The sequence below is a fragment of the Gillisella terrae genome (assembly GCF_004801395.1).
Taxonomy (GTDB): Bacteria; Pseudomonadota; Alphaproteobacteria; order Rhizobiales; family Rhizobiaceae; genus Allorhizobium; species Allorhizobium terrae.
This window is the reverse complement of sequence record NZ_SSOA01000014.1, coordinates 32,855-48,482: the sequence shown is the minus strand read 5'-3', so window position 1 is coordinate 48,482 and position 15,628 is coordinate 32,855. Positions and strand designations below refer to the sequence as shown.

Here is a 15,628-nt window from a genome sequence, read left to right as displayed (position 1 = left end):
GGCCTGCTCTCTTTCTGTTTAACCCGGCTTGGAAACCAGATTTCGAGCCAGTCATGTTCATCAATTTTTCTCTGTTATCACTGTATATCATCACGGTCATCACCATGATCGCCATTCCCGGCCCGGTCGCCATTTTAGTGACAGGTGCCGGACTTGGCGGCGGACCCAAACGGGCACTGGTGACAATTTTGGGCACCAATCTGGCTTCGCTTCTCCTGATTGGTGCATCCATGCTGATGGTCACGGGGCTTTTGGTGGTCGATGAGCGCGTGTTTGATGCGATCAAGCTGATGGGTGCGCTCTACATTGCCTATCTCGGCTATGACATGCTGCGCGACACCAGCAAAGGACCATCGCTTGAAACGCTACTGCATAATTCCTTAAATCGGAATCGATTTAAGGTGAAAATTATGCAGCAGATTAAAAGTGTTACAGCGAACCTTTGTGCGCCATATATGGCGCACGGCGCTGTAAGCTTTACCCGTCAGTCTGGCGGCTTCCTCAAGGGCTTTGGCATGTGCATCTCAAATCCCAAGGATATTATTTTCTTTGCCTCGTTTTTTCCGCAGTTCCTGACCATCACCCCCAACACCCATATCAGTATCGGCGTGCTGACTGTGGTCTGGATCATTCTGGATTTTTCGGTTCTGATGAGCGTCTACCTTCTGGCCAATCGGCTGTTGCGCCCACACTTACACCATATCGTGCTGCGTGTTTCTGGGGCATTGCTGTTGTTGATTGGCTTGGCCAGTGCCGTGATGGCAAGCTCTTCCGATCTGTCTCTGTCATAAAAAAGGGGCCAAACGGCCCCTTTCTCATACATAGACCAATCAGCGTGGCAACACGCTTGAGCCCATCAAGGCTTCATCAATGGCGCGCGCCGCCTGGCGGCCTTCGCGGATGGCCCAGACCACCAGCGACTGACCACGGCGCACGTCGCCTGCGGCCCAAAGCTTATCCACCGAGGTGCGATAGTCCTTGTCATTGGCAACCACATTGGTCGAGCCGCGCTTGTCGGTGTTCAGCTCCAGCTTGCCATTCATCTCGGCCAAAACGCTGTCGGTATAGGGACCGGAGAAGCCAATGGCGATGAAGGCGAGATCAGCCTTGATGATGAATTCGGTGCCGGGGATCGGCTTGCGGCGCTCATCGACCTGGCAGCACTTGACGCCCGTCAGCACACCGTCTTCACCGACGAATTCAAGCGTTGCCACCTGAAACTCGCGGATAGCACCTTCAGCCTGAGAGGAAGACGTGCGCATCTTGGTGGCCCAGTAAGGCCAAACCGCCAGCTTGTCTTCGGTCTGCGGTGGACGTGGGCGAATATCGAGCTGGGTCACCTTCACAGCCCCCTGACGGAAGGCCGTGCCGACGCAGTCAGACGCTGTATCACCACCGCCAACCACCACGACATGCTTGCCACCGGCCAAAATCGGCTCGGCAGGCCAGCCAACGCTGTCGATATTTTCGCGGCCAACGCGGCGGTTCTGCTGCACCAGATAAGGCATGGCATCGTATGCGCCGTGCAGATCAACACCGGGAATACCAGCTTCACGCGGGGTTTCCGAGCCACCGCAATAGAGCACGGCATCATGATCAGCGAGCAGCTTTTCGACCGTCACATCGACGCCGACATTGACGCCGCAATGGAAGGTGACGCCCTCGCCCTTGATCTGCTCAATACGGCGATCGATGAAGTTCTTTTCCATCTTGAAGTCTGGAATGCCGTAACGTAGCAGGCCACCGGCCTTGCTTTCGCGCTCATAAACATGCACGTCATGGCCAGCGCGGCCAAGCTGCTGGGCAGCGGCCAGACCCGATGGGCCGGAGCCGATGATGGCAACCTTCTTGCCGGTATGCACAGTCGGCGGCTGCGGCACGATAAAGCCCAGCTCATAGGCCTTGTCGGCAATTGCCTGTTCGACCGTCTTGATCGACACGGGCGCATCTTCAAGGTTCAGCGTGCAGGCCTCTTCGCAAGGGGCTGGGCAGACGCGGCCGGTAAATTCCGGGAAATTGTTGGTGGAGTGGAGGTTGCGGATCGCCTCTTCCCACTTGCCGTTATAGACCAGATCGTTCCAATCGGGGATCTGGTTGTTGACCGGACAGCCGGTTGGACCATGGCAGTAAGGAATGCCACAATCCATGCAGCGCGCTGCCTGCTTTTGCACTTCTGGTTCCGACATCGGAATGGTGAATTCGCGGAAATGCCGAATACGGTCGGAGGCTGGCTGATACTTTGCCACCTGCCGGTCGATTTCCATAAAGCCTGTAACCTTGCCCATTTTCTCGTCCTGATAAACTGAAAGCCTACGACTGCACAGCCATGCCTGTGCGTGGACCCTGTCCCGAAGTGCCGGGACAGGGTGGTGGCAAATTACTCGGCGGCAACGCCCATGCGCATGCGCTCCATTTCCTCAAGCGCGCGGCGATATTCGACCGGCATGACCTTGCGGAATTTCGGGCGATAATCGGCCCAATTGTCCAATATCTGCTTGGCGCGGGTGGAGCCCGTGTAGTGCATATGGTTGGAAATCAACTGATACAGGCGCTCTTCATCGTGGCGGGTCATGTCTTCCGACACATCCACCAGACCCTTGTGCATCAAATCGCCACCGTGGTGATGCAGCTTTTCCAGCATGTCATCTTCTTCCGGCACAGGCTCCAGTTCCACCATCGCCATGTTGCAGCGCTTGGCAAAATCGCCCTTTTCATCCAGCACATAGGCCACACCGCCCGACATGCCCGCTGCAAAGTTGCGTCCGGTTTCACCCAGCACCACAACCACGCCGCCGGTCATATATTCACAGCCATGATCGCCTGCACCTTCGACAACGGCGATGGCACCAGAGTTGCGCACAGCGAAACGCTCACCTGCGACGCCACGGAAGTAGCACTCGCCGGAGATGGCACCATAGAGAACCGTGTTGCCAACGATGATCGAGTTTTCAGCGACAATGTTGGAGTTTTCCGGCGGACGCACGATGATGCGGCCACCTGAGAGACCCTTGCCTACATAGTCATTGCCATCGCCGACCAGATCAAAGGTGATGCCGCGTGCAAGGAAAGCACCGAAAGACTGACCCGCCGTGCCGTTCAGGGTCACGTGGATGGTATCATCTTTCAGACCCTTATGGCCGTAGCGCTTTGCCACTTCGCCAGACAGCATGGCACCAGCAGAACGGTCGACGTTCTTGATGTCGACGTCAAACACCACCGGCTGCTTGCTTTCCAACGCTGGCATGGACTTTTCAATCAGCTTGCGGTCGAGAATATCGTCGATCGGGTGCTGCTGGCGCTCGGTCCAATAGGTGGCTTCCTTCGGTGCATCGACCTTGTGGAAGATTTTGGTAAAGTCCAGACCCTCGGCCTTCCAATGGGCCAGCATGGCGTCCTTTTCCAAAAGGTCGGATGCGCCAATGATGTCGTTGAGCTTGGTAAAGCCCAAGGAAGCCAGAATTTCGCGCACTTCTTCAGCCACAAAGAAGAAGTAGTTTATGACGTGCTCAGGTGTTCCCTTGAAACGCTTGCGCAAGACCGGATCTTGGGTTGCAACGCCCACCGGGCAGGTGTTGAGATGGCACTTGCGCATCATGATGCAACCAGCGGCAATCAGCGGTGCAGTGGCAAAGCCGAATTCGTCAGCGCCCAAAAGAGCGCCAATGATCACATCCCGGCCCGTCTTCAAGCCGCCATCGACCTGCAAGGCAACGCGAGAACGCAAACCGTTGAGCACCAGCGTCTGCTGGGTTTCAGCCAAACCGATTTCCCAAGGCGAACCAGCGTGCTTGAGCGAGGTCAGCGGCGATGCACCCGTGCCGCCATCGAAGCCGGAGACGGTGATATGGTCGGCGCGTGCCTTGGCAACGCCTGCGGCAACCGTGCCCACGCCCACTTCCGACACCAGCTTGACCGAGACATCAGCCTCAGGGTTCACATTCTTCAAATCGTAGATCAGCTGCGCCAGATCTTCGATCGAGTAAATGTCATGGTGCGGCGGAGGTGAAATCAGGCCCACGCCCGGCGTGGAATGGCGGGTTTTGGCAACCGTGGCATCCACCTTATGGCCGGGCAGCTGCCCACCTTCGCCGGGCTTGGCACCCTGCGCCACCTTGATTTGCAGCATATCGGCATTGACCAGATATTCAGTGGTCACGCCAAAACGGCCAGAGGCAATCTGCTTGATGGCAGAGCGTTCAGGGTTGGAGGAGCCATCCAGCAGCGGCAGATAACGGTCGCTTTCTTCGCCGCCCTCACCCGTGTTGGACTTGCCGCCAATGCGGTTCATGGCAATGGCAAGCGTGGTGTGTGCTTCACGGCTGATGGAGCCAAACGACATGGCACCCGTGGAGAAACGCTTGACGATCTCGGCGGCTGGCTCGACCTCATCGATCGACACGGGCTTACGGCCCTGCTGCTCCGCAGACTTGATCTTGAACAGACCGCGGATTGTGTTCATCCGCAGCGAGCTTTCATTCACCAGCTCGGCAAATTCGCGGTAGCGTTCCTGGCTGTTGCCGCGCACCGCATGTTGCAGCGTGGCAATCGAATCCGGGCTCCAGGCGTGGTTTTCACCACGGATACGGTAGGCATATTCGCCACCAATATCGAGCGTGTTTGCCAGAATTGGATCCTTACCGAAAGCGGCATGGTGGCGGGCCACGGTTTCTTCCGCAATCTCTGCCAGACCAATGCCTTCAATGCTGGAGGCCGTGCCGAAGAAATACTTCTCGATCAGCTCGGAATTGAGGCCAACAGCATCAAAAATCTGCGCGCCGCAATAGGACTGATAGGTGGAAATGCCCATCTTGGACATGACCTTGAGAATCCCCTTACCCACTGCCTTGATATAGCGATAGACCACTTCATTGGCATCGACTTCCTTGGGGAATTCGCCATGCTTGTGCATGTCCAACAGTGTATCAAAGGCCAGATAGGGATTGATGGCTTCGGCACCAAAGCCCGCAAGACAGCAGAAGTGATGCACTTCGCGTGGCTCACCGGATTCAACCACCAGACCCACCGAGGTGCGAAGACCCTTGCGGATCAGGTGATGGTGCACCGCTGCCGTTGCCAGCAGCGCCGGAATGGCAATACGATCCGGGCCAATCTGACGGTCAGACAGGACAATGATGTTATAGCCACCACGCACGGCGGCTTCGGCCCGCTCGCACAGGCGATCCAGCATTTCAGGCATGCCTTCGGCACCGCGCTCCACGTCGTAGGTGAAGTCGAGGGTTTTGGTGTCGAAACGGTCTTCGGTATGGCCAATCGACCGGATTTTTTCCAGATCGCCATTGGTCAGGATCGGTTGGCGCACTTCCAGCCGCTTGGCGTTGGCTGCACCCTCATGGTCCAAAATGTTCGGACGCGGACCGATGAAGGACACAAGGCTCATCACCAGTTCTTCACGGATTGGGTCAATCGGCGGGTTGGTGACTTGCGCGAAATTCTGCTTGAAATAGGTGTAGAGCACCTTGGACTTCGACGACATGGCCGAAATCGGCGTATCCGTGCCCATCGAACCAATGGCTTCCTGCCCCGTGGTCGCCATCGGCGACATCAGGATGCGGGTGTCTTCCGAGGTATAGCCAAAGGCCTGCTGACGGTCGAGCAAGGACACGTCGCGGCGCAGCGCGCGCGGCTCAACCGGGTTGAGGTCTTCGAGGATCAGCTGGGTGCGATCCAGCCATGTGCGGTAAGGATGCTTGGTTGCCAGATCGCTCTTCAAATCCTCGTCGGAAATGATCGTGCCTTTTTCCATGTCAATCAGCAGCATCTTGCCGGGTTGCAAACGCCACTTCTTGACGATCTTGTCTTCCGGCACCGGCAAGGTGCCAGCCTCAGACGCCAGAATGATGCGATCATCATCTGTCACCATATAACGGGCTGGGCGCAGACCGTTACGGTCCAGCGTCGCACCAATCTGCTTGCCATCGGTGAAGGCAACAGCGGCCGGGCCATCCCATGGCTCCATCAGCGCTGCGTGATATTCGTAAAACGCCTTGCGCTCCTTGCCCATCAGCTGGTTGCCAGCCCAAGCTTCGGGGATCAGCATCATCACCGCATGGGCCATGGAATAGCCACCGCGCATCAAAAATTCGAGCGCGTTATCAAAACAGGCCGTATCAGACTGGCCTTCGTAAGAAATCGGCCAGAGCTTGGAAATGTCATCACCAAACAGCGGCGAAGAAACAGATGCCTGACGCGCCGCCATCCAGTTGACGTTGCCGCGCAGCGTGTTGATTTCGCCGTTGTGAGCGACCATGCGGTAAGGATGGGCCAGCTTCCACGATGGGAAGGTGTTGGTGGAAAAGCGCTGATGCACAAGCGCCACCGCCGATTCAAAACGTGGATCGGCCAAGTCCTTATAATAGGCACCCACCTGATAGGCGAGGAACATGCCCTTATAAACAATGGTCGAAGACGACAGCGACACCGGATAGAAGCCGGTGTCTTCGCCACCAAACTCGTCATAAATCCGGTTGGAAATCACCTTACGCAGCAAGAACAGGCGGCGCTCAAAGGCCTCCTGAGTTGCGGCATCGCGGCCAGCGCCGATGAACACCTGAATATGGCGCGGCTCGGTGGCGGCAATATCGGGGGCCTTGGACAGCGAAGAATTATCGACCGGCACATCGCGATAGCCAATCAGATGCTGGCCCTCGGTGAGACAGACATCGGTGATGACCTTCTTGAAATGGGCAATCTGCTCTTCATCCTGCGGGAAGAAGAAGTGGCCAACCGCATATTCCCCAGCCTTTGGCAGGGTAACGCCCTGAGCTGCCATTTCCTCGCGGAAGAAACGATCCGGGATCTGCACCAGAATGCCAGCACCATCGCCCATCAGCGGGTCTGCGCCCACGGCACCGCGGTGGGTGAGGTTTTCCAGAATGAACAGACCATCCTTGACGATCTGGTGCGACTTCTTGCCCTTCATATGAGCGATAAAGCCAACGCCGCAGGCGTCATGCTCATTGGCGGGGTTATAAAGGCCCTGCGCCGCTGGCAGGCCATAGCGGGTGGGAGTTCGACGGGCGTCCGCTTTCGCTTTTGCGCCATGAGCCACTGCAATCCCTTGGGATGGGGTCATTTTCGTCATCGTCTTCCCTCCAGTTGAACCGTCGCGCCCATTCTGCACGATCCGGCACACAGCTATTTGACAGTTTCCGGCATGCCGTCATGCCCCGTCCTGCACCTCATACACACCTACCTTGACGATAAGGTCGTAAGATTGACCTATCCGCTTTTCTGAAAACACTGGAAAATCGCCGCACCTGCGGCTCATTTCCTGCTGGTTTTTTGCGGCAGGCCAGAGTGCAAAAAGGAGTTTTCCGCTTCGCATTTCCGGAAATTAGGTCAATCATTATGACCTATTTCGCAATCTATATGCCAGAAAGATCGAACCTTCGCAAGGGATCGCTCCAAAAAGTTACCAGCCTGCACGAAAGAAAACGTCGGAGAATGCATTCATACGGTTCTTTTCTGTCGCAGACCGCCGCCCAATCATCATGCAAATTTCAGTTTTGCGCGCCCACCCCTTTTCACAAGAGGAACAACAAACAGAACAGATTGAACCGATCTGAAAAATGCTTAATGCTTGCCACCAACAACAATCCATTCTTATGCACGTCAGGAAGCCAGCGATGTTCTTTGCCTCGGACAATTGGGCCGGTGCCCATCCCGCCATTACGGAGCACCTTGCCCGCGAGGCGGCAGGCTATGCCAGCGCCTATGGCACCAGCGATCTCGATCAGCGCATCGAGGCGGAATTCAACACCATTTTCGAGCGCGAGGTTGCCGTGTTTTTCGTGGCCACGGGAACGGCGGCCAATTCGCTGGCGCTGGCCAGCGTATCGCGCGCAGGCGGCGTTACTTTCTGCCATTCTGACGCCCATGTAAACGCCAATGAGGGCGGAGCACCCGAATATCTCGCCAACGCCAGCCGCCTTTATCCGGTGGAAGGGCCTGATGGCAAAATGGATGTGGGCGCGCTGCACACGGCCGTTTCCAGATTTGATGTACCTTCCGTGCATCACGGCCGCCCCATGGCGATTACCATGACGCAAGCTACAGAGGCAGGCACCGTCTATAGTCTGGATGAAATATCAGCCATCAGCGCCATTGCCCAATCCAAATCCCTGCCTTTGCACATGGATGGTGCGCGTTTTGCCAATGCGCTGGTGGCGCTGGATGCCACGCCCGCCGAAATGACCTGGAAACGGGGCGTGGACATTCTCTCTTTTGGGGCAACCAAAAACGGCTGCTGGTGCGCGGAAGCGATCGTGTTTTTCAAGCCTGAGATGGCCGAGGAAATGCCCTATATCCGCAAGCGTTCGGCGCAGCTTTTTTCCAAAACCCGCTTTATCTCGGCCCAGTTGGATGCCTATTTCAAGGATGGCCTGTGGATGGATATGGCCCGCCATGCCAATGCCATGTCGGACCGTCTGCGCGCAGGCTTAAAGGGCAGCAACAAGGCGCGGCTGGCGTGGAACACAAGCGGCAATGAAGTGTTTGCCATTCTTGACAAACAGGCCGCAAAAGCCGCTCAAGACAAGGGCGCAAAATTTTATGACTGGCTGCCGCCGCGTGAAACGCCGGACATGGTGGGCAAGGATGAAACCCTGATCCGCCTCGTCACCAGCTTTGCCACGACCGTAGAAGAAGTCGATCGATTTTTGGATGTTCTGTAAAACAACAAGGGCGACCCACGGGCCGCCCTTTTCATAACCTGTCAAATTCAACGATTAGATCACCTGTGCCTCAATAGCCTTGGGGGCATTGACCGGATCGGTGGCAATGGAAATGCGGCGCGGCTTCATGGCTTCGGGAATGTTGCGCAACAGATCAATGTGCAGCAAGCCGTTTTTCAGCGATGCATTTTGCACTTCAACATGGTCTGCCAGCTGGAAGCGGCGCTCAAAGCCGCGCTTGGCAATGCCACGATAGAGAAACTCGGTCTGTTCAGACTGATCTTCTTGCGCCTTTTCGCCTTTGATGGCCAGCACATGCGCATGCACTTCAATGCTCAGCTCGCTTTCATCAAAACCGGCAACGGCCATGGTGATGCGATAGGTGGTTTCGCCAGTGCGCTCGATATTATAGGGCGGATAGCTTTGAGCAGAATCGGGTTGGCCGAGGCTGTCCAGCATGGTGAACAGGCGGTCGAAACCAACGGTGGAGCGATAGAGGGGGGAAAAATCAACGTGACGCATAAGTGTCCTCCTGATGAGCAACGATTGCGATAAACACTCGAGAAAGGCCCCGAATTTGGCGGCTATTCCCGATTTGCAGGCCCGTTTGGCACCCGCAGACTGAAGATGGGAATGGCTATTTTCCAGTTCAAGACCCAAATTGAAATTCTCGACAGTGTTTGTTCTGCGATTTCCGTTTCAACAATGCGGCAGGCGTCTTGCGGCTGAATTTTTCATGAACACATGATTGGGTTTTCGTTCAGGTGTCAGCTCCTAACCTTGAGCATATCAGAGGCAACTCTGGTAACTGAAGAATTCGTCCCTGCGTCTTCAGTGTTTTGGGCCGGATCGCCAGACAAAACCCGTCTGGCGATCCGGCTTTTTTTCTTTGACCCGCATCGCACCCAGGCTTAATAAAAATGCATTATCCGTCGTTTGCGAGGCGTCACCATGGACACAGTGCTGCATGATCTGCCGGGCAACCCCCTACCCGCCAATCACATCAGCGGCTATTTTACCGCTCACGACGGATTGAGATTGCGCTATGCCATTTTCAAAAGCGACATCAGCCCGGCCAAGGGCACCGTGGTGCTGGTGCATGGACGCACCGAATCCATCGAGAAATACTACGAGACAATCGAGGACTTGACCCGCTCGGGCCTTTGGGTGGCAACCTTTGATCTTCGTGGTCAGGGCCTGTCCGACCGAACCCATAAGGACAGAACCCGCGGCCATGTGCGCCGTTTTTCCGATTACGAGCGCGATCTGGAGCTTTTTTTGGAAAAAATCGTGCTGCCGGATGCCCGTGTGCCGCTGTACATGATTGCCCATTCCACCGGCGGGCTGATTGCGCTTTCCGCAGCCCCGCGCCTGTCGGGCCGCATTGCCCGGCTGGTGCTCTCGGCTCCCTTCGTGGGTCTGCATGGTGAGGCGATGTCGGCGGGCAAGATCTTCACATTAGCACGACTGCTGTGTTGGGCAGGCCTTGGCAATACCCGCATGTCATCGTCGAGCAAGCCGCCAAACTTTGCCACCAATGTGCTGACCTCTGATAAAATCCGCTTTGATCGCAACACGGACGTCAACGCACAAATTCCAGAGCTGGCGCTGGGAGGCCCAACGGCCCGCTGGCTCTATGAATGCAGCAAAGCCATCAAGCGGGTGAATGATCCGGCACATCTGACCCAGATCACCATCCCCACCCTGCTGCTGGCCCCGATGCTGGATGGCATCGTGCCCTTCAGTGCCCAGGAACATCTGGCCCGCCATTTTCGTGCCGGCCAATTGCTCTCTGTGCCCGGCGCGCGCCATGAGCTGTTGCAGGAAGATGACCGTTATCGCCTCCAGGCGCTGGCGGCCATCCATGCCTTCATCCCCGGCAGTGACGCAACGGAGCAATGGACGGCAACAGGGCTGGAGCCGGATGACACGGCTGCCGATTACGCCTGAAGAATTGCCATAGCCTGATCATAAACCGCTTTTGAGCTGGCAGCGATGATCTTGCCCGCAGCTTCGGGACGCGCACCATCCCAGGTGGTGATCACGCCGCCCGCCTGCTCGATGATGGGAATAAGCGCTCCGACATCATAGGGTTTCAAGCCGGTTTCAATCACCAGATCGACAAAACCCGCCGCCAACAGCGCATAGGCGTAGCAATCCACCCCATAGCGCGTCAGCCGCACGTTGGCGCGCACCGCATCAAAGCGCGCCCGCTCATCAACCTGGAAAATATCCGGCGATGTGGTGTAGAGAATGGCGTCCGACAGATCAGAACAGGCTCGCGTTCGCAATTGCCGCTCCCCATCGGGGCCACGATACCAGGATTTTTCGCCATCAGCAAAATAGCGCTCGCCCGTGAAGGGTTGATCCATCATGCCCATCACCGCCCGGCCCTTTTCCTGAAAACCGATCAACGTGCCCCAGGTGGGCAGGCCCGAAATAAACGCCCGCGTGCCATCAATCGGATCAATCACCCACACACTGTCGCGGCCAAGGCCGACATTGCCATGCTCTTCGCCCAGAATACCATGGTCGGGAAACTCGGCCTCGATCAAGCTGCGAATCACGGTTTCTGCGGCTTTATCGCCCTCTGTCACCGGATCATAGCCACCCGCTTCCTTATTGACCACATCCAGACTCGAGCGAAACCGCGGCAAGGTCTCCACTTTGGCAGCCTCGGCAAGGCGATCAAAAAAAGTCTTATCCGGACGCATGGTTCCTCCCATTCAGATGCAGGTCTTATCTGTTAGCTGCGTAATCCCTTACTGCATAATTCCTCAAATCGGAATCGGTTTAAGGCGAAAATGATGCAGCAGATTAAAAGCGGAATGACGCAGAGCGAAAGCCCGCAAATTTTGCCGATGCGCAAGATCGCGCATGTGCGTGATTTTCAAGCCCGCCATGCCCATCTAAAAATCAATAGCCTGTTTTTTAATCACGCATAAAAATATATCAAAATCTCTTGACATTTGTGCAACGCAATATAAAGTGGTTTTCACAGTCTTCGGACTGTAAATACCCTCCTTGGGTGTTTCCTCCCTAGATTTGAGCCGCGCTTCGTGCGCGGTTTTTTTTGAGCGGGCCTTTTGTTAGGCGAAGCTACAACGCCGTGCGTTTTATAAAACACACAAAGGACGCTATAACATTATGCAGGTAGAGCCTATTCGGCGGCAAGCGCATCATCATTGGTGATGCTGCCCCACATTCCCGCCATTTGCACAACGAAGCGCGAAAGCACACTGGCCAGCAAGGCAAAATCGGCGCGCTTTTCCAGGGTTTGCTCATCCACATAGATGGCCCGGTTGATCTCGATCTGCAATGCATGCAACCCGCGCGCCGGACGACCATAATGTTCGGTAATGAAGCCCCCGGCATAGGGCTTGTTGCGCACAGCCGTAAAGCCATAATCGCCCAGAATTTGCAGGGCGGCATGGGTGAGATCGGCGGAAGCGCTGGTGCCATAGCGATCACCGATAATAAAATCCGGACGCAGAGCATTGGCCCCCACACGCACGGAGCCGGGCATGGAGTGGCAATCGATCAAAACCGCAGAGCCGAACATGGTGTGGGTTTTGGCAATCATCCGCCGCAGGCAGGCGTGATATGGTTTATAAATGGTTTCAATCCGGGCAAGCCCATCCTCCACCGCCAGACGCCCCTGATAGATCTCCATATTTTCGGCCACAATGCGTGGAATAGTGCCAAGCCCACCGGCCACCCGCACGGAATGGCTGTTGACGTAAGACGGCAAAGGCCCAGAAAACATGCGCGGGTCAAGCTCATAGGGCTCGCGGTTCACATCAACATAGGCGCGGGGGAAATTGGCAACCAGAAGCGGCGCACCATGGGAAGGAGCACTGGAAAACAACTCATCAACGAAATAATCTTCAGAGCGGCGAATGGAAAAAGCATCCAGCTTCGAGCGCTCCAAAAATTCTTGCGAATAGGCTCTGCCGCTATGGGGAGAATTGTAAACGAAAGGAATTGTCTGTTCAACGGGATCAATCACCTCAAACAGCTCGCACATGGCTGACAACGGCTGCATCGACCCTCTTCTTTACCAAATCAGCAAATCATTATGAAACATGTTGCCAGTTGGCAGCAATGAAGTCCATACTAAGAGTACATCACGAGAGGCTTTCCTTCCCTTCACCAGTTATTTACGGGATGGGGAATATTGAGGAGAGCTAGAACACCATCATCAGTCGAGTAACGGTCCAGAAATGACTCAAAAAATTCTTCTCGCCGAAGACGATAACGATATGCGCCGCTTCCTGGTAAAAGCTCTGGAAAAGGCTGGCTATAAAGTCGCTTCTTTTGATAACGGTGCCAGCGCCTATGACAGATTGCGCGAAGAACCCTTTTCGTTGCTGCTGACAGATATCGTGATGCCCGAAATGGACGGCATTGAGCTTGCCCGCCGCGCAACCGAACTGGATCCAGACCTCAAGGTCATGTTTATCACCGGCTTTGCCGCCGTTGCCCTCAATGCTGATTCCAAGGCCCCCAAGGATGCCAAGGTTCTATCCAAGCCGTTCCACCTGCGCGATCTCGTGGACGAAGTGAATAAACTGCTTGCAGCATAAGGGGTTGGCAAAATATTGCCAAAGATCTTCAAAGCACACTTGACGGAGCGGAAGGTTTTATGGTCTATCCGCCGTCATCGGATGGGCGTATAGCTCAGCGGGAGAGCACTACGTTGACATCGTAGGGGTCACAAGTTCGATCCTTGTTACGCCCACCATTCGAATTCATAAAAAAGGTCTCACGAGAAATCGCGAGACCTTTTTTGTTTTCATTCAGATCGCAGGCTTACAATCCACTTTCAATGGAGCCGTGTTAAAACGGATTGAATATGGATTTCCTAAAGCCGATCAACAGCGTCCTTGACGGTGTCCTTGGCTTTGCCGACATTCTTCTGGATCTTGCCTTTAGCTTCCTGGCCAGCACCTTCAGCGCGCAAACGATCATTGTCTGTGGCCTTACCGGCGGCCTGCTTGGCCTTGCCAGCAATCTCATTTCCGGTGCCTTTGATTTTATCAGCCATGCTACCCATCATCTTGCCTCCGTTGTGCCTGCACCATTGCAGGCGGTTCGAGATAAAAACGAATGGTGAGGGGAAAAGTTCCGACTATTATGTAAGAAACCGCTAAACCGAAATATCGTCGCATAGCGCGGTGGTCATGCAGAAATTTCTCGCACCAATGCTCACCCTGCGTTACAGCGCCATGCGCCAAATATGGCGCACAAAGGACGCTGTAGCACTTTTAAGCTGCTGCATAATTCCTTAAATCGATTCCGATTTAAGGAATTATGCAGTAGAGCAGACAGCGAGAGACCATTTCATGTGCCTGAAACCAGAAGGATCGACCATGACTGATAAAATCGTCCCCGTGATCATGGCTGGCGGAAAAGGCACCCGGCTATGGCCTTTGTCACGCGCAACCGCTGCCAAACAATTTTTGAAAATGATTGGTGACGAAACACTTTTCCAGTCGACCTTAAATCGGGTTCGCGATGATAGTATCTATGAAGCGCCAATTGTTGTGACCAATGAGGAATTTCGGTTTTTGGTGGCCGAGCAGGCCCGAGAGCAGGAGGTCGCGCTTTCAAGCATCATTCTCGAACCCATGGCCCGCAACACAGCCGCTGCGGTGGCCGTTGCCGCGCGTGCCGTGGCGGATCGCTTCGGTGACGATGCTCTGCTTTTGCTTTTGCCCTCCGATCACGCAATCATCGTGAACGACATCTATGTTCAGGCTATTGCCAATGCAGCCAAGGCTGCAAGGACGGGCAAGCTGGTCACATTTGGCATTCATCCAACAGAGCCAGCCACGGGTTATGGCTATATCGAGCTGGGCGAGGAACTGGAAAAGGGCGTTCACACGGTGCAGCGCTTTATTGAAAAGCCGGATGAAGCCAAGGCAAAGACATTGCTTGAGGCTGGAAATTTCTACTGGAATTCCGGCATGTTCCTGTTTTCAGCGAGCAGCATTATCTCGGAACTTGAGACTTTCGCGCCAGACGTGATCGCGGCAGCCACGCAAGCGGTTGCAAAATCCAAGAAAGACATTGATTTCATTCGCCTTGACGCACAAGCCTTTGCCGAGGCCCCGTCGATTTCGATTGACTATGCCGTGATGGAGAAGACCAGAAAGGCAGCCGTTGTGCCGGCCGCTATTGAATGGTCTGACATGGGCAGCTGGGATGCGGTTTGGAAAACCGGTGATGCAGATGCTGACGGCAATGTGGTGCAAGGCAATGTCACTGTTCATAACACCAAAAATTCGCTGGTGATCTCGCGTCACAGCCACATGGCCGTACAAGGCATGGATGGCGTGGCCGTTGTTGCCAGTGAAGATGCCGTCTTTGTCGGTCGGCTGGATAACGCCCAGGAAGTTGGCAATCTCGTGAAAATTCTGGCAGCCGACAAGGCAACGACCAACCTCACAGAAAGCCACCCCACATCGCTTCGTCCATGGGGCGGCTATACATCGATCCTGAATGGCGATCGTTTTCAGGTCAAACGTCTGTTCGTGCATCCCGGCAAGAAACTGTCCTTGCAAAAGCACCACCACCGCGCCGAACACTGGATTTGCGTCAAAGGGGCTGCCGAAGTCACCATTGACGATACGGTGACGGTCTTGCACGAAAATCAGTCGATTTACATTCCGCAAGGCTCCGTGCATCGCCTGGGCAATCCGGGCAAGATCATGCTGGAGATGATTGAGGTTCAGACAGGTTCTTACCTTGGTGAGGACGATATTATCCGTCTGGTGGACGAATTCGGCAGAAGCTGATTTTGCCAACACGCTGACGACAGGAGAAGCCGCCGCCCTCCGGCGGTTTTTTCATGTCTGCGATGACCGAATGATATTCATCAACTTCGCCTTGCTTTCTGAGCGTGCATTGCACAAGATCAATCCCAAAACGGG

The 15,628-nt window shown here is 55.2% G+C and carries 11 protein-coding genes and 1 tRNA gene; 6 read left to right on the top strand and 6 right to left on the bottom strand.

The features are described from left to right. Positions 1-53 precede the first annotated feature (53 nt). Positions 54-791: a LysE family translocator gene (locus E6C51_RS18505; protein WP_190237090.1), complete on the top strand. Its 738-nt coding sequence runs from the start codon at positions 54-56 to the stop codon at positions 789-791. A 39-nt stretch (positions 792-830) separates the two neighbouring features. Here the strand turns inward: E6C51_RS18505 and E6C51_RS18500 are convergent, their stop codons facing one another. Then, positions 831-2,285 carry a glutamate synthase subunit beta gene (locus tag E6C51_RS18500; RefSeq protein WP_190237089.1) on the bottom strand — a complete coding sequence of 485 codons (1,455 nt, stop codon included), beginning with the start codon at positions 2,283-2,285 and terminating at the stop codon, positions 831-833. Between the two features lie 92 nt (positions 2,286-2,377). Beyond that, positions 2,378-7,102, bottom strand: coding sequence for a glutamate synthase large subunit (gltB, locus tag E6C51_RS18495; protein ID WP_190237088.1), 4,725 nt, complete (start codon positions 7,100-7,102; stop codon positions 2,378-2,380). Positions 7,103-7,646: 544 nt separating this feature from the next. On the opposite strand from gltB, the gene E6C51_RS18490 reads away from it, so the two are divergent. Beyond that, positions 7,647-8,693, top strand: coding sequence for a threonine aldolase family protein (locus tag E6C51_RS18490; RefSeq protein WP_190237087.1), 1,047 nt, complete (start codon positions 7,647-7,649; stop codon positions 8,691-8,693). Positions 8,694-8,747: 54 nt separating this feature from the next. Here the strand turns inward: E6C51_RS18490 and E6C51_RS18485 are convergent, their stop codons facing one another. Beyond that, positions 8,748-9,215: an Hsp20 family protein gene (locus E6C51_RS18485; RefSeq protein ID WP_146937246.1), complete on the bottom strand. Its 468-nt coding sequence runs from the start codon at positions 9,213-9,215 to the stop codon at positions 8,748-8,750. Positions 9,216-9,644: 429 nt separating this feature from the next. On the opposite strand from E6C51_RS18485, the gene E6C51_RS18480 reads away from it, so the two are divergent. Next, on the top strand, positions 9,645-10,643 hold the full coding sequence (locus tag E6C51_RS18480) for an alpha/beta fold hydrolase (protein ID WP_190237086.1): 999 nt from the start codon (positions 9,645-9,647) through the stop codon (positions 10,641-10,643). On the opposite strand, the gene hisN is transcribed toward E6C51_RS18480, so the two are convergent. Continuing rightward, positions 10,634-11,407 (bottom strand): histidinol-phosphatase, encoded by a 774-nt coding sequence (hisN, locus tag E6C51_RS18475; RefSeq protein WP_190237085.1) that lies wholly within the window; start codon positions 11,405-11,407, stop codon positions 10,634-10,636. The two genes, E6C51_RS18480 and hisN, sit on opposite strands and share 10 nt — an antisense overlap. Positions 11,408-11,853: 446 nt before the next feature. Next, positions 11,854-12,738, bottom strand: a complete 885-nt coding sequence (locus tag E6C51_RS18470) for an N-formylglutamate amidohydrolase (protein ID WP_230987447.1) — start codon at positions 12,736-12,738, stop codon at positions 11,854-11,856. Between the two features lie 178 nt (positions 12,739-12,916). Here E6C51_RS18470 and cpdR1 point away from each other — a divergent pair, with 178 nt between their 5' ends. Together cpdR1 and E6C51_RS18460 are read left to right on the top strand one after the other, a co-directional pair. After that, positions 12,917-13,279, top strand: coding sequence for a response regulator CpdR1 (cpdR1, locus tag E6C51_RS18465; protein ID WP_075639552.1), 363 nt, complete (start codon positions 12,917-12,919; stop codon positions 13,277-13,279). 83 nt (positions 13,280-13,362) lie between these two features. After that, a tRNA-Val gene (locus E6C51_RS18460) sits at positions 13,363-13,437 on the top strand. Positions 13,438-13,557: 120 nt separating this feature from the next. Here the strand turns inward: E6C51_RS18460 and E6C51_RS18455 are convergent. Beyond that, entirely contained in the window at positions 13,558-13,749 is a 192-nt protein-coding gene (locus E6C51_RS18455) for a CsbD family protein (protein WP_146937309.1), read from the bottom strand. Positions 13,750-14,065: 316 nt separating this feature from the next. Between E6C51_RS18455 and E6C51_RS18450 the strand changes: the two genes are divergently transcribed. Beyond that, positions 14,066-15,493, top strand: a complete 1,428-nt coding sequence (locus E6C51_RS18450) for a mannose-1-phosphate guanylyltransferase/mannose-6-phosphate isomerase (RefSeq protein WP_190237084.1) — start codon at positions 14,066-14,068, stop codon at positions 15,491-15,493. The last annotated feature ends 135 nt before the right edge of the window (positions 15,494-15,628 follow it).

Excerpts from the sequence above, each read along its gene's own strand:
- E6C51_RS18505 (WP_190237090.1), top strand. The coding sequence starts at position 54 with ATGTTCATCAATTTTTCTCTGTTATCACTGTATATCATCACGGTCATC.
- E6C51_RS18500 (WP_190237089.1), bottom strand. The coding sequence starts at position 2,285 with ATGGGCAAGGTTACAGGCTTTATGGAAATCGACCGGCAGGTGGCAAAG.
- gltB (WP_190237088.1), bottom strand. The coding sequence starts at position 7,102 with ATGACGAAAATGACCCCATCCCAAGGGATTGCAGTGGCTCATGGCGCA.
- E6C51_RS18490 (WP_190237087.1), top strand. The coding sequence starts at position 7,647 with ATGTTCTTTGCCTCGGACAATTGGGCCGGTGCCCATCCCGCCATTACG.
- E6C51_RS18485 (WP_146937246.1), bottom strand. The coding sequence starts at position 9,215 with ATGCGTCACGTTGATTTTTCCCCCCTCTATCGCTCCACCGTTGGTTTC.
- E6C51_RS18480 (WP_190237086.1), top strand. The coding sequence starts at position 9,645 with ATGGACACAGTGCTGCATGATCTGCCGGGCAACCCCCTACCCGCCAAT.
- hisN (WP_190237085.1), bottom strand. The coding sequence starts at position 11,407 with ATGCGTCCGGATAAGACTTTTTTTGATCGCCTTGCCGAGGCTGCCAAA.
- E6C51_RS18470 (WP_230987447.1), bottom strand. The coding sequence starts at position 12,738 with ATGCAGCCGTTGTCAGCCATGTGCGAGCTGTTTGAGGTGATTGATCCC.
- cpdR1 (WP_075639552.1), top strand. The coding sequence starts at position 12,917 with ATGACTCAAAAAATTCTTCTCGCCGAAGACGATAACGATATGCGCCGC.
- E6C51_RS18455 (WP_146937309.1), bottom strand. The coding sequence starts at position 13,749 with ATGGGTAGCATGGCTGATAAAATCAAAGGCACCGGAAATGAGATTGCT.
- E6C51_RS18450 (WP_190237084.1), top strand. The coding sequence starts at position 14,066 with ATGACTGATAAAATCGTCCCCGTGATCATGGCTGGCGGAAAAGGCACC.